This is a genomic window from Streptomyces sp. NPDC005752, from assembly GCF_040630715.1.
In the GTDB taxonomy this organism is placed as follows: domain Bacteria; phylum Actinomycetota; class Actinomycetes; order Streptomycetales; family Streptomycetaceae; genus Streptomyces.
In genome coordinates this window covers 20,791-34,799 of sequence record NZ_JBEXYB010000057.1, presented here as the reverse complement: position 1 = coordinate 34,799, position 14,009 = coordinate 20,791, and the positions used below count along the sequence as shown (strand labels likewise).

Here is a 14,009-nt window from a genome sequence, read left to right as displayed (position 1 = left end):
AGCGACCCGGCACCGGCGAAGAAGTCCAGGTACGAGTGGCCGTCCTCGTCCGTGAGCCGGGCGCCCTGCGCACGGTCGAAGACCGCGGGCCAGCTGCGGCAGTAGCTGCGTACTTCCGACTCAAGACTCTCGAAGACACTCAGGGCGGGCGGGGTGATGGTCACAGCGAATCTCCTGCTCGAGGGGGGTGTGACGGGCGGCGGGTCAGGCATGCCCAGGGGGTCCGCGTCCGGGCGGGGGCGCGGAGGGGCGTCGGAGGCCCTAGAACGGACCGATGCGGTACAGCACTTCCGGCAGGTGCGTTCCCTCGGGGAACAGGGCACCGTCGAAGAGCACCTCCTGCTCCAGCGGCACGTCGTGACGCTGGGCGAACGAGGTGAACAGCCGGTCGGAAGCGGTGTTGTCCGGAGTGATGGTCGTCTCGACCGAGGCCAGACCCTGCTCGGAGGCGACCCTGGCGGTCAGGGCGTCCAGCAGCGTGGCCGCCAGTCCCTTGCCCCGGTGGGCCTGGTCGACGGCCACCTGCCAGACGACGAGCGTCTCGGGGCGGTCGGGGCGGATGTACCCGGTCACGAAGGCTATGGGTGCGCCGTTCTCGTCGCGGGCGACCACGGAGGTCGCCGCGAAGTCACGGCACCACAGCAGGTAGCTGTACGAGGAGTTGAGGTCCAGGACCTCGGAGTCGCGGGCGATGCGCCAGATCGCGGCTCCGTCCTCCACTCGCGGGGTGTCGATTCTCAGGAATTCGCTTCGGGCACGTGCAAAATCTGCTGGTGCGGCGGTCATGCAAATTGAATTTACCCAGCAAAAATCAAAATTGCATCGTCGCCAGGGGTTGGGTGAGAGGGTGCGCTGTGTTATCACGCGGGCGCGGGCTCGCTGCGAACGGGCGGTGCTTTCGGTGCATTTGTCCAGGATTTATGTGGCATAACGGACGCGATGTGGGTTCAGTCACATCCTTGTAACTCTCGTGACTCCTGTTCGGATTGTGTGGAACCGCTCGACAGGAACTGCTGCGTTTAGGGCCTGAGAACCGGGGAAGAAGAATGCGGGGAGCTACTTTCGATAAAGTAGCCCCCTTTTCGCGTCGATTAAATCGGCCGGAGTGACGACGTAATGAATTCAGCTGCTCGGCCAGGTTTTCGCGACGGCCTCGTGGGCAGCGTCCGTATCGGTGCTCCTGCCCGTGCGGGCCAGTGCGGTGCCGAGGGCTTCCAGTGAGGACAGCACCGCGTCCCGCGTCGCGTCCACGCCGTAGTGATTGACCCGGATCATTTCCTTGGACAGCGCCCCGCCTCCCGCGATCAGCGGCAGCGACGGGTCCGCCGCCAGGGCGTCGGCCACCAGTTCCGCCGCGTCGACACCCGCTGGGGTCCGCAGGGTCGTGGCGACCGGCGCCGCGTGCGCCGCGTCGAGGACGTACGGCTCGAGGCCGCCTCCGAGTGCCGTCGCGCCCGCCCTCGCGGCCACGGCCGCCGACGCGTGCCGCGCGATGACGGTGTCCAGGCCGTCCGTCTCGATCCGGTCCAGACACGCGTCGAGCGCCAGCATCTCCAACTGGGCGGGAGCGTGCGGCAGCGCCCTGCGGCCCCCGTCGATCCAGCGGGCCTTCCAGTCCAGCAGCGAGAGGTAGGACTGACGCGGGGCCCCCGGGTTGGCGGCCATCCGCTCCCATGCCCGCGGGCTCACCGACACGGCGGACACCCCGGCCGGGCCGCCCATGGCCTTCTGTGCGCCGATGACGCACAGGTCCACACCCCAGGCGTCCACAAGGAGCGGTTCCGCGCCTACCGACGCGACGGCGTCCACCATGAACAGCGCACCGTGCGCCCGCACCACCTCGCCGATCTCCGCGACCGGGTTGGTGTTGCCGGTCGCCGCCTCGGCGTGCACGAGTGACACGAAGTCGATCCCGGGGTGCTCGGCCAGCGCCCGCTCGACCTGCTCGGCGGTGACCGCCGAGTGGAACGGCACCGCGAGGTCGACGACCTCGGCGCCGCAGTCACGCAGCCAGTTGCCGAAGGTCTGGCCGTAGGGTCCCGTGACGATGTTCAGCGCGGTCGAACCGGGCCGGGCACCGCCCCGGATGCAGCCTTCGAGGGGCAGCAGCGCCTCGCCCTGCATGATGACGACGTCCTGCCCGGTGGCGAGGAGGGCGGCCACCCGCCGCTCGATCGCCGCGAAACGGTCGGCGGTGAGCGGGGCGAGGTCGAGGAACGGGTGCGTCACTGTGGTGCTCTCTTCGGGTCGGCCGGTGCGCGGTCAGCGCCTGCGTCGAGGGTACCCAGCACCTCCCGGACCCCTGGGGTCCCAGGGCGGGCCGCCTCGTACAGTGCTGCCCATGAGTGATCACGAGGTGGCGACGGTGCTGCGGATCAAGGGGCGGGTGCTCGTCGGACCCGATGAGGTCAGGGAGGAGCTCTGGGCGGTCGGCGGTCGGATCACGTACGAGAGGCCGCCGGGCGCGGACGACGCCGTGACGCTCACCGGATGGGCGCTGCCCGGCCTCGTGGACGCGCACTGCCACGTCGGACTCGGCCACCACGGCCCCGTCGACGCGGCGACCAGCGAGAAGCAGGCCCTCGCCGACCGGGAGGCCGGCACGCTGCTCATCCGGGACGCCGGATCGCCCTCCGACACGAGGTGGGTGGACGCACGCGAGGATCTCCCGAAGATCATCAGGGCGGGGCGGCACATCGCCAGGACCCGTCGCTACATCCGCAACTTCGCCCATGAGATCGAGCCCGGCGACCTCGTCGCCTACGTGGCGCGGGAGGCGCGGCGCGGCGACGGCTGGGTGAAGCTGGTGGGCGACTGGATCGACCGCGACGCCGGGGACCTGTCCGCCTGCTGGCCCCGCGGCGAGGTGGAGGCCGCGATCGCCGAGGCGCACCGGCTCGGCGCCCGGGTCACCGCCCACTGCTTCGCCGAGGACGCGCTGCGGGACCTGGTGGAGGCCGGGATCGACTGCATCGAGCACGCGACAGGGCTGACCGAGGACACCATCCCGCTCTTCGCCGAGCGTGGTGTGGCGATCGTCCCGACCCTGGTCAACATCGCCACCTTTCCCGACCTCGCGGCCGGCGGTGAGACGAGGTACCCGCGCTGGTCCGCCCATATGCGGCGCCTCCACGCGAGCCGCTACGACACCGTGCGCGCGGCATACGACGCGGGAATCCCGGTCTTCACCGGCACGGACGCGGGCGGGTCCCTGGCCCACGGGCTCATCGCGGACGAGGTCGCCGAACTGGTGAAGGCCGGCATCCCTGCCCTCGACGCACTCTCCGCGACGGCCTGGGGCGCGCGGCGGTGGCTCGGCAGGCCGGTGCTCGAGGAAGGGGCTCCGGCGGACCTGGTGATCTACGACGAGGACCCGAGGGCCGACGTACGGATGCTGGCGTCCCCGCGGACGGTGGTGCTCAACGGGCGGGTGATGGGCTGATCACCGGTTGACCGCGGGAAGGGCGCCGTGTTGACCGGCGGTGACCTCGGGCACCGCCTCTCGTTGTAGTACTTCTGCGCGTCGCTCACGATGACCGCTGCGTGCGTCCCGTGGGCGGTGAAACGGGTGAATCCGAGGGATGCCTGTGCCGTTGGATTCGAATGTGTATGCGGAAACCCCTCTTTGGAGTGAACTGGCTTTAGGTGTCCGCCCGTTCACTCTCCGTGCGTAAAGATTCACGGAGTCGAGGCCGCCGGTGCCCGCGATGTCCCCCATTGGACGGCGCCGGTGGCTCCATGTCTCTTGTGGGGGTTCCACCATCTTGAACAGCAACACCTTCCGCCCGGCCGCCCTGGCGCTCGCCGCCGCACCCGTCGCCCTGCTCCTCGCCGTCCCCGCGCAGGCAGCCCCCGCGACGAACCCGGCCCCGTCGGACGGTGGCCACGGAAAGGCGAGCGCGGTCGTGCTCCGCGCCGGGCTCGACGTCTCGCTCCTGGACAAGTCGGTCCAGGTGCCCCTCAAGGCCACGCTCAACGAGGTGCACGCGCCCGCGAGCGCGGAGAGGACCGCTCTCACCGTCGAGCTCGACGGAGCTGAGAAGGGGCGTCCCATCCGCGTGCTGAAGGCCGATGTGGCCACGGCGAACGCCACGGTGGACGAGCACAAGGCGGAGGGTTACACGAACCTCGCCGCGGCGCGGGTCCACGTGCCGGGGCTGCCGCTGCTCTCGCTGATCGAGGTGCAGGAGGTCACCTCCAAGGCGGCGTGCGAGGTCGGCCGCGAGCCGGTCGCCGAGTCGAACGTGCCGGGGCACGTGACGGTGCTGGGCAAAAAGATCCGGCTCACCTCGGGCGGCACGACGAAGGTCGAGGTACCGGGCGTGGGCGACGTGACGCTCGACCTGTCGGAGACCGCGACGACCACGCGGACGGCCGCTGCGACGGCGCTGCGGCTACGGGTCTCCGTGAACCCGCTGAAGCTGAACGTCGCCGAGGTGGAGGGCGAGGTCACGCTGGCCGAAGCGACGTGCGAGACGCCCCGGGGCGGCGGCTCGGACGACGGCGGTTCGACGGGCGGAGAGGAAGGCACCGCCGGCAGGGAGGAGCCCGTCGAGGTGAAGCCCCAGACCGGGACCGACCCCGCCCCGGCCTCCGGAGCAGGTGACCTCGCCGAGACCGGATCCAGCTCCTCGACCCCGTACATCGCGGGTGCCGCGGCGGTGCTGCTGGCGGTCGGCGCCGGTGCCACGGTGATCGCCCGCAGGCGGGCCCAGGACTGACCGCGTGCCTCAGGGCGCGGTGTCCGCACGACGGGACACCGCTCCCCGTGCCGGGGAAGCCGTCAGCCGACGGCTCTCCGGGGCAGTCCCTGCAGGGCCAGGTCGAGCGCCTGCAGGAACCGGTTGGTCGTCACCCGGTCGCGTACGGCGATCCGCAGCCACTCGGCTCCCAGCCCGGGGAACGTGTCCCCGCGCCGCGCCGCGAATCCGCGCGAACGCAGCAGGTTCCGCACCTCGTCCGCCCGCTCCAGCCGCAGCAGCACGAACGGCCCGGCGGCCGGCTCCACCACCCGTACTTCGCTGAACTCCGCGAGCCCGGCCAGCAGATGCGCCCGGTCCACCACGACACGGTCCGCCGCGTCCGCCGCCTCGACCAGCGCACGCGGCTCCATGCACGCCTCCGCCGCCGCGAGCGCGGGGGAGGACACCGGCCACAGCGGCTGCGCGTCCTGGAGGAGGGCGACCGTCGCCGGATCGGACAGCACGTAACCGATCCGCAGACCCGCGAGGCCCCAGGTCTTGGTCAGGCTGCGCAGCACGACGAGCCCGGGAACGTCCTGGCGCGCGCACAGCGCCTCACGCTCGCCCGGAACGGCGTCCATGAACGCCTCGTCCACCACCAGCGTCCGCCCCGGCCGCGCCAGTTGCTCCAGCACGCCTGCGGGGTGGAGCACGGACGTCGGGTTGGTCGGGTTGCCGACCACCACCAGGTCCGCGTCCTCGGGCACCGCCGCCGGATCCAGCCGGAAGCCGTCCTCAGGGCGTAGCAGAACCCTCCCGACCTCGTGCCCCGCGGCGCGCAGGGCCGCCTCCGGCTCGGTGAACTGGGGGTGCACGACGACCGGCCGTCGTGCGGGCAGCGCCCTCGCGATCAGCACGAACGCCTCGGCCGCGCCTGCCGTGAGCAGCACCCGTTCCTCGGGGAGCCCGTGCCGTCCGGCGACCGCCGTCCGCGCGGGCCGCCCGTCCGGATAGGCGGCCAGCGATCCCAACGACGCGGCTATCCGCTGCCGCAGCCAGTCGGGAGGTGTGCCGGTCCGTACGTTGACCGCGAGGTCGGTCAGGTCCAGGCCGCGTACTTCCGCGTCGCCGTGGTGCCGCAGATCGGGCCCGGCGCTCTCGGTGTGCTTCGTGGGGGGCAGCATGGCAGCCATGGTGGACGGCTCGGCGCCATTCGTCGATGCCGAGGTGACGTCCGACGGCCACCGGCGGGCCACCGCGCAGGTCGCCGAGGCCGACCTCCGCTTGGGAACCAGCAGTTCACCGGCGTCCATGAGGGCCGCCGCCTCCGCGACCGACCCGGTTCCCACAGCCCTGCGCGGCGCCGTCGAGGGATGGGGAACGGGGACCTCCGCCAGCACCCCGGCCGCGTACGACCGCACGGGCACCCCCAGGCGTGCCGCGGCGCCGGTGATTCCCGGCTCGTCCGCCCTGGTGTCGAGCGTCGCCAGCTCGACCACGTCCCCGGCCGCGCACCCGGCCTCCTCCAGCGTCCTGCGGATCAGCCCGAGCACCTCCTCGGCCGGGACACCGCGACGGGCACCGACACCGACGACGAGCGTGGCCCGGATCATGGGAGAAGCTCCTTTCGAGCAGGGGGCGGGGGACACCGGTAAGGCGGCCCTGAGGTGCGGGCTGCGGGGTCAATCCGCTAGCAAGGGCGCATGGCGGTATTCGTCGCGCTCGGCGCGTTCCTGATGACCCTGGCGGGCGGCTGGGTCGCGCAACGCGTCAGCGACCGCCGCCACCTCGTGCTCGGCTTCGCCGGCGGACTGATGCTGGGCGTCGTCGGTCTCGATCTGCTGCCCGAGGCGGTGGAGGCCGCGGGCGGTGTGGTCTTCGGTGTCCCCGCCGCCCTGCTGCTCTTCGTGGGGGGCTTCCTGACGGCCCATCTCGTCGAGCGCTCGCTGGCCGTACGCCAAGCGGCACACGGGGCCGGCGAGGAACGGGTGCCGCAGGTCGGGCTGACCGCGGCGGCCGCGATGGTGGGCCACAGCCTGATGGACGGCATCGCGCTCGGGGCCGCGTTCCAGATCGGCGGAGGAATGGGAGCCGCCGTCGCGCTCGCCGTCATCACCCATGACTTCGCCGACGGGTTCAACACGTACACGATCACCAGCCTCTACGGGAACGCCCGCCGCAAGGCCCTCCTGATGCTGTACGCCGACGCCCTGGCCCCGATCGTGGGCGCGGCGACCACACTGCTGTTCACCCTTCCGGAGGAACTGCTCGGCTGTTATCTCGGCTTCTTCGGCGGGGCACTCCTCTATCTCGCCGCGGCCGAGATCCTCCCCGAGGCGCACCACGACCACCCGGCCCGCTCGACGCTGCTGTGCACGGTCGCGGGGGTGGGCTTCATCTGGCTGGTGGTCGGCATCGCGGAGTGACGTCACGTCCGGCGCCGCTCCACAGGAACGGATCGGTCTCACCCCCGGCACTGCTCCACGAAACGCCGCGCGACCCCGGGCGCCGCCGCCCAGTGCGTGTGCAGATAGCTCGCGTGCACGCCCCCCTGCACGAAGCCCTCCACCCGCCGCTCCGGCTGGTGCAGCCCCCAGGCGGGCGTCGTGCCGGCCCCGGGCTCCAGCACCGTCCGGTGGAACTCGTGCCCGCGCAGCCGTGTCCCGGCCACCGCCAGCACGCTGTCGGACACCGCCACCGCCTGCCGGTAGCCGAGGGTCAGCCGCTCCGACATCCGGGCCGAGGCGTCCAGCACCCCGCACATCGGGCGGCCGTCCAGCTCACGGGCCAGATAGAGCAGGCCCGCGCACTCGGCCGCCACCGGGGCGCCGGAGCGGGCGAGTTCGGTCACCGCCCGGCGCAACGGCTCGTTCGCCGACAGCTCCGGCGCGTACACCTCGGGGAAGCCGCCGCCGACGACCAGCCCCGCCGTGCCCGCCGGGAGCTCCTCGTCGCGCAGCGGATCGAAGACGACCACCTCGGCGCCCGCAGCGGTCAGCAGCTCGGCGTGCTCGGCGTAGGCGAAGGTGAACGCCGCGCCTCCCGCCACGGCCACCACCGGCCGGGTGCGCGGTGCCGGATGCCGCTCCGGCTCCCACGCCTCGTCGGGCAGATCCGGTGCCGAGCGGGCGAGCGCCATCAGGGCGTCCAGGTCGCAGCCCTCGGACACACGGTCGCCCATCGCGCCGACGGCGTCCAGGGCATCGGTCTGCCGCTCGGCCACCGGGACCAGGCCCAGATGGCGCGAGGGGGTCGCGACCTGCGGTGCCCGCCGCAGCACCCCGAGGACCGGCAGCCCCGACTCGTCGAGGGCCTCCCGGAGCAGCGCCTCGTGACGGTCGGAGGCCACCTTGTTCAGGATCACCCCGCCGATCCGCACCTCCGGGTCCCAGGAGGCGAATCCGTGCACCAGGGCCGCCACCGAACGCGACTGCGAGGACGCGTCGACGACCAGCACGACGGGAGCCCGCAGCAGCTTGGAGACCTGGGCGGTCGAGGCGAGTTCGCCCTGCCCCGAGGCCCCGTCGTACAGCCCCATCACCCCCTCGACGACCGCCAGGTCGCAACCGCTCGCACCGTGGGTGAACAGCGGGGCGATCAGACCGGGCCCGCACATGTACGCGTCGAGGTTGCGCCCCGGGCGGCCGGTGGCCAGCGCGTGGTAACCGGGGTCTATGTAGTCGGGCCCCACCTTGTGCGGGGACACCGCGAGGCCACGCCCCGCGAAGGCCGCCATCAGGCCCGTGGCCACCGTGGTCTTGCCGCTGCCCGAGGCGGGTGCGGCGATGACCAGACGAGGAACACTCACCACTCGATGCCTCTCTGGCCCTTCTGGCCGGCGTCCATCGGGTGCTTGACCTTCGACATGTCGGTCACCAGGTCGGCGGCCTCGATCAGCTTCTGGGGAGCGTTGCGTCCGGTGATCACCACGTGCTGCGTCCCCGGACGGTCGCGCATGACCTCGACGACCTCGTCGGTGTCGATCCAGCCCCAGTGCATCGGATAGGCGAACTCGTCGAGCACGTACAGCTTGTACGTCTCGGCGGCCAGGTCGCGCTTGACCTGCTCCCAGCCCTCGCGGGCCTTCTCCTCGTTGTCGGAGTTGTCACCGTGGATGCCCCTCTGGACCCACGACCAGCCCTCGCCCATCTTGTGCCAGTCGACGGTGCCGCCCTCGCCGCTCGCCCCCAGCACCTTCAGCGCGTTCTCCTCGCCGACCTTCCACTTCGCCGACTTCACGAACTGGAACACCCCGATCGGCCAGCCCTGGTTCCAGGCCCGCAGTGCCAGCCCGAAGGCCGCCGTCGACTTGCCCTTGCCGATGCCCGTGTGGACGAACAGCAGTGGACGATTACGGCGCTGACGTGTCGTCAGCCCGTCGTCCGGTACCGATACAGGCTGTCCCTGTGGCATTACGCGGCCCTCCCGGCAGCAGTGATGTCCTTGACCAGCCCGGCGATCGAGTCGGCGCGCAGCTCGTCGAGCGTGACCGCGCTGCCTCCCAGATCCCGGGCGAGCTGTGCGGCGAGACCGAGGCGTACGAACCCCGACTCGCAGTCCACGACGACCGACGCGGTGCCCTCGGAGGCGTGCAGCCGACCTGCCCGCCCCGCCAGCGCCACCGGATCCACGCCCCCGGTCGCCCGGCCGTCCGTCACCACGACCAGCAGCGGCCGCCGCGACGGATCACGCAGCCGCTCCACGCGCAGCACGTCGTGCGCCCTCAGCAGTCCGGCGGCCAGCGGGGTACGCCCGCCCGTCGGGAGCGACTCCAGCCGGGCGGCCGCCGCGTCCACCGACGAGGTCGGGGGCAGCGCCACCTCGGCGTCCTTCCCCCGGAAGGTGACCAGGCCGACCTTGTCCCTGCGCTGGTACGCGTCCAGCAGCAGCGACATCACCGCGCCCTTCACCGCGCTCATCCGCTGCCGGGCCGCCATCGACCCGGAGGCGTCCACGACGAACAGCACCAGATTGCCCTCGCGCCCCTCCCGTGTCGCCTGCCGCAGATCGTCCCGCCGTACGACGAGGCCCCGCCCCGACCGCCCGCGTGCCCGCTGGTGCGGCGCCGCCGCCTGCACGGTCGCCGCCAGGTGCAGCTTCGTCAGCGCACCCTCGGGCCGCCGCGAACCGGTGGTCCTGCCGTGCTCGGTACGCGCCCGGGACCGCCGCCCGGCCGCGCCCTCGCCCAGACCGGGCACGCTCAGCATCTTCGTACGGAACGGCTCGCCGGCCCGCGCGGGCTGCTGCTCCCCGGCACCGCCGCCCGGTGCGGGCGCGTCGCCGCTCCCGCCGTCCTCCCGGCCGGGCGCGTCGGCGCCCCCGTCGTCGGAGCCGCCCGCGTCCGAGCCGCCGCCGTCGCTCTCGGGCCCGCCGCCCTGCGGAGGCACACCGCCGCCGGGCCCGTCGGGGTCCGGATCGTCGTCGCCCCCGCCCTGCTCGTCCGCAGCGTCCTCCAGAGCCTCGTCCAGCTTGTCCTCGTCCAGCCCGGGCGCGTCGAACGGATTGCGCCGTCGCCGGTGGGGGAGGGCCAGGAGCGCGGCCTGCCGTACGTCCTCCGCCACGACCTCCTCGCGCCCCGCCCACGCGGCCAGCGCCGTCGCGGTACGGGCCATGACGATGTCGGCACGCATGCCGTCGACCTCGAACGCCGCGCAGGTCGCCGCGATCTGCCGCAGCACGCCGTCACCGAGCACCACACGCGGGAGCAGGGCGCGCGCGGCGACGATCCGTTCACGCAACGCGGTCTCCTCGTCCGCCCACCGCGCCGCGAACCCCGCCGGATCGTCGTCGTACGCGAGCCGCCGCCGCACGACCTCGACGCGCAGGTCCGTCTCACGCGAGGCGGCCACCTCGACGGTCAGCCCGAAGCGGTCCAGGAGCTGGGGGCGCAATTCGCCCTCCTCCGGGTTCATCGTCCCCACCAGCAGGAAGCGCGCCGCGTGACGGACCGAGACACCCTCCCGCTCGACGTACGAGGCACCCATGGCCGCCGCGTCGAGCAGCAGGTCCACCAGGTGGTCGTGGAGGAGATTGACCTCGTCGACGTAGAGGATCCCGCGATGGGCGTCGGCGAGCAGCCCCGGCTCGAAGGCCTTCACGCCTTCCGAGAGCGCCCGTTCGATGTCGAGCGCCCCGACGAGCCGGTCCTCCGACGCGCCTACCGGAAGCTCCACGGTCCGCGCCGGACGCGACGCGCCCGTACCCGCCTCGTGGGGGCCGTCGGGACACGCCGGATCGGGTGCCGCCGGGGCGCACGAGAAACGGCACCCCGCGACGACCTCGACCTCGGGCATCAGCGCGGCGAGCGCCCGCACGGCGGTGGACTTGGCGGTCCCCTTCTCACCCCGCACGAGCACCCCGCCGACGGCCGGACTGACGGCGTTGAGCAACAGCCCGAGCCGCAGATCGTCCTGCCCGACGATGGCGGTGAAGGGATAGGGCGTATTCACGGAGTCTCCTCTGTAGCGACCACAACTGCATGACCGAGCCCGACCGGCGTTCCGGGAGCCTGGTCCGGCGCAGGCGTCGGCGGCGCACCCGGAGCGATGAACGGCAGACCCGCCGGCGCGCCGGTCTCGATGAGCCGCCACAGGGCGTCCGTATCGGCGTGCTCCTCGATCAGGTCCCCCAGCCGGTCCAGCTGTTCCTCCCGCAACGCCTCGAAGCTCGTGTCGGGCGCCGGGACGAACCGCCGACCCGCGGCCCGCGCGACCTCACCCAGGAACGCCCGCCGGAACGCGTCGCTCTCCAGCGACCCGTGCCAGTGCGTCCCCCAGACCGAGCCCACCCGGCACCCGTCCAGGAACGGCTCGCCGCCGTTCACCTCGGCGACCCCGTGATGGATCTCGTATCCCTCCACCGGCTCCCCGAGCGCCGAACCGACAGGCCGTTCCAGGACCTTCTCCCGGCCGAAACGGACCCGTACCGGCAGCAGCCCGAGCCCCTCGACCAGGCCGGCCCGTGACTCCACGTCGTCCTCGATGCGCTCGCCCAGCACCTGGAAACCGCCGCAGATCCCCAGCACGGGCCGCCCCTCGGCGGCCCGTCGCCGCAGCGCCTCGGCAAGCCCCCGCTCGCGCAGCCAGGCCAGTGCCTTCACGGTCCCCCGGGTCCCGGGCACGACCACGAGGTCCGCGTCGGCGAGTTCCTCCGCCCGGTCCACGAACCGCACGATCACACCCGGTTCGGCCGCCAGGGCGTCCACATCGGTGAAGTTCGACATCAGCGGTACGGCGCACACCGCGACCCGCAGCACGTCCTCGCCGTGCGGCGGCGTCACGACCGACTCCCGTACGGTGCCGCGCATCGACACCCGCAGCCCGTCCTCCTCGTCGATGCCCAGCCCGTGCGCGTACGGCAGGACCCCGTACGTCCGCCGGCCCGTGAGCCCGCGGAGCATGTCGAGACCGGGCTCCAGCAGCGACACGTCACCGCGGAACTTGTTGACCAGGTATCCGGCGATCAGCGACTGGTCCTCGGGGCTCAGCAGCGCCGTCGTACCGAAGAACGAGGCGAACACACCGCCCCGGTCGATGTCGCCGACCACCAGCACGGGGAACCCGGCGGCTCGCGCGACGCCCATGTTCACGATGTCCGTACGCCGCAGATTGATCTCGGCCGGACTGCCCGCCCCCTCGCAGATCACGGCGTCATACGTGCCCCGCAGTTGCTCCAGACAGTCCACGACCGTCCCCAGCAGCGCCTCCTGGCGTCCCCCGTGGTAGCCGCGCGCACTCATCTCGCCGACCGGCTTCCCCATCAGGACGACCTGGCTCGACCGGTCACCCCCGGGCTTGAGCAGCACCGGGTTCATCAGTACCGACGGCTCCACCCGGGCGGCCTGCGCCTGCATCGCCTGCGCCCGGCCGATCTCCGCGCCCCCACGGGTGACGAACGAGTTCAGCGACATGTTCTGCGCCTTGAAGGGGGCGACCTTCACCCCCCGTCGCACAAGCCACCGGCAGATCCCGGCCGTGACGACGCTCTTGCCCGCGTCCGACGTGGTTCCCGCGACCAGCAGCCCGCCGCTCATCCGACTCTCCGTCCCCTGGCCAGCCGCCCCGCCGCACACACGGCGAGGGCCAGCACACTCACCCGGCGCGACAGCCGCACCGCACGTTCGATGTCCGTGACCCGCACGTCCCGCCCGGCCCCGCCGTTGAGCACCGGCCGGTGCTCGACCCGCCCGCCGTACGCGAGGGTGCCGCCGAGCCGTACGCCGAGCGCTCCCGCGAACGAGGCCTCCACCGGGCCCGCGTTGGGGCTGGGATGCCGGCCCGCGTCGGCCCGCCAGGCCCGGACGGCCTCGCGCGGGCGTCCGCCGGCAGCCACGGCCAAGGCGGCGGTGAGCCGGGCCCCCGGCCATCCGGCGACGTCGTCGAGCCGGGCCGAGGCCCAGCCGTAGCGCCGGTAGCGGGGTGACTTGTGTCCGACCATGGCGTCGAGCGTGTTGACAGCCCGGAAGGCGACCAGCCCGGGCACCCCGCCGACCGCGCCCCAGACCAGGGCTCCCACGACGGCGTCGGAGGTGTTCTCGGCGACGGACTCCACCACCGCGCGGGCGATCCCGGGCCCGTCCAGTGCCTGGGGGTCCCGGCCGCACAGATGCGGCAGCCGCTCCCGGGCCAGCTCGATGTCCCCGGCGGCCAGCGCCCCGCCGACGGCACGGGCCTCGCGGCCCAGTGACGTGCCCCCGACGACGGCCCAGGTGGCGGCAGCGGTCAGTGCCACGGCGGCGGCGGGACGGTTCCGTACGGCACGGGCGGCCAGCGCGGCGGCGCCCGTGGCGCCCCCGGCACAGACCAGCGTGTGCAGGGCGCCCCAGCCGCGGTGATCGCGCCACAGCCGGTCCTCGGCACCCGCCGCGGCACGCCCGAAGGCGGCGACGGGATGTCCCCGCCGGGGATCACCGAGCAGCAGGTCGCCGATCAGACCGGCGGCGGCGCCGTACGCGAAGATGCGGTCGGCTCGCACGCGTCAGCCGGCCGTCGCGCCTCGAAGGACCTCAGGGACGGGTGGTGCAGCGACCGACGCAGGGCAGCCAGGCATGGCGTATGTCCTCACTCAGGGTCCGCGCCCTGGTTCGACGTGACCGGCGACGAGAGTCTCCTGGCTTCCGGATCCGCAGTTCCTCCGGCCTTCCAGTCCGCTGCGGCGGACCGTGACTTCCGTGTGGAGGCTGCTCCCCGGTGACAGTGGCGGGACCGCGCCGGATTCGCACCGGCTTCCTCTTCTGTCGCCGTAATGGCTCCGGCAGTCCACCATGCTCCGCGAACGCCCGTCAACCTGCCGTTGACCTGCGAGGCTTCGGTGTGCCCGGACGCACAC

Annotated in this window: 11 protein-coding genes, 1 pseudogene and 1 riboswitch; of the genes and pseudogenes, 3 read left to right on the top strand and 9 right to left on the bottom strand. The window is 72.8% G+C overall.

What is annotated here, in order from left to right; genetic code table 11:
• The 3 genes and pseudogenes from ABZ441_RS31720 to ABZ441_RS31710 form a co-directional block, all read right to left on the bottom strand.
• Positions 1 to 164, bottom strand: a pseudogene (locus ABZ441_RS31720) (diaminobutyrate--2-oxoglutarate transaminase); the annotation flags it as partial.
• Between the two features lie 97 nt (positions 165 to 261).
• A complete protein-coding gene (gene ectA, locus ABZ441_RS31715) occupies positions 262 to 786 on the bottom strand; it encodes a diaminobutyrate acetyltransferase (protein WP_358980533.1) in 525 nt (174 codons plus the stop codon).
• A gap of 336 nt (positions 787 to 1,122) precedes the next feature.
• Positions 1,123 to 2,229 carry an aminotransferase class V-fold PLP-dependent enzyme gene (locus tag ABZ441_RS31710; protein ID WP_358980531.1) on the bottom strand — a complete coding sequence of 369 codons (1,107 nt, stop codon included), beginning with the start codon at positions 2,227 to 2,229 and terminating at the stop codon, positions 1,123 to 1,125.
• 112 nt (positions 2,230 to 2,341) lie between these two features.
• On the opposite strand from ABZ441_RS31710, the gene ABZ441_RS31705 reads away from it, so the two are divergent.
• Together ABZ441_RS31705 and ABZ441_RS31700 are read left to right on the top strand one after the other, a co-directional pair.
• Positions 2,342 to 3,442 carry an amidohydrolase family protein gene (locus ABZ441_RS31705; protein WP_358980529.1) on the top strand — a complete coding sequence of 367 codons (1,101 nt, stop codon included), beginning with the start codon at positions 2,342 to 2,344 and terminating at the stop codon, positions 3,440 to 3,442.
• 322 nt (positions 3,443 to 3,764) lie between these two features.
• Positions 3,765 to 4,721: an SCO1860 family LAETG-anchored protein gene (locus ABZ441_RS31700; protein ID WP_358980527.1), complete on the top strand. Its 957-nt coding sequence runs from the start codon at positions 3,765 to 3,767 to the stop codon at positions 4,719 to 4,721.
• Between the two features lie 62 nt (positions 4,722 to 4,783).
• Here the strand turns inward: ABZ441_RS31700 and cobC are convergent, their stop codons facing one another.
• Entirely contained in the window at positions 4,784 to 6,295 is a 1,512-nt protein-coding gene (cobC, locus tag ABZ441_RS31695; protein WP_358980525.1) for an Rv2231c family pyridoxal phosphate-dependent protein CobC, read from the bottom strand.
• A 90-nt stretch (positions 6,296 to 6,385) separates the two neighbouring features.
• Between cobC and ABZ441_RS31690 the strand changes: the two genes are divergently transcribed.
• Positions 6,386 to 7,108, top strand: coding sequence for a ZIP family metal transporter (locus ABZ441_RS31690; RefSeq protein WP_103513725.1), 723 nt, complete (start codon positions 6,386 to 6,388; stop codon positions 7,106 to 7,108).
• A 38-nt stretch (positions 7,109 to 7,146) separates the two neighbouring features.
• Here ABZ441_RS31690 and ABZ441_RS31685 read toward each other — a convergent pair whose 3' ends face one another.
• The 5 genes from ABZ441_RS31685 to ABZ441_RS31665 are packed head-to-tail and all read right to left on the bottom strand — an operon-like array spanning position 7,147 to position 13,655.
• Entirely contained in the window at positions 7,147 to 8,493 is a 1,347-nt protein-coding gene (locus ABZ441_RS31685) for a cobyrinate a,c-diamide synthase (RefSeq protein WP_358980522.1), read from the bottom strand.
• On the bottom strand, positions 8,487 to 9,095 hold the full coding sequence (cobO, locus tag ABZ441_RS31680) for a cob(I)yrinic acid a,c-diamide adenosyltransferase (protein ID WP_033305549.1): 609 nt from the start codon (positions 9,093 to 9,095) through the stop codon (positions 8,487 to 8,489). Before cobO ends, ABZ441_RS31685 begins: the two co-directional genes overlap by 7 nt.
• On the bottom strand, positions 9,095 to 11,131 hold the full coding sequence (locus ABZ441_RS31675) for a putative cobaltochelatase (protein ID WP_358980519.1): 2,037 nt from the start codon (positions 11,129 to 11,131) through the stop codon (positions 9,095 to 9,097). Before ABZ441_RS31675 ends, cobO begins: the two co-directional genes overlap by 1 nt.
• Positions 11,128 to 12,714, bottom strand: a complete 1,587-nt coding sequence (locus ABZ441_RS31670) for a cobyric acid synthase (RefSeq protein WP_358980517.1) — start codon at positions 12,712 to 12,714, stop codon at positions 11,128 to 11,130. Before ABZ441_RS31670 ends, ABZ441_RS31675 begins: the two co-directional genes overlap by 4 nt.
• A complete protein-coding gene (locus ABZ441_RS31665) occupies positions 12,711 to 13,655 on the bottom strand; it encodes a cobalamin biosynthesis protein (RefSeq protein ID WP_358980515.1) in 945 nt (314 codons plus the stop codon). The genes ABZ441_RS31670 and ABZ441_RS31665 overlap by 4 nt, the downstream gene beginning before the upstream one ends.
• A gap of 128 nt (positions 13,656 to 13,783) precedes the next feature.
• Positions 13,784 to 13,914: riboswitch (cobalamin riboswitch) on the bottom strand.
• Positions 13,915 to 14,009 lie beyond the last annotated feature (95 nt).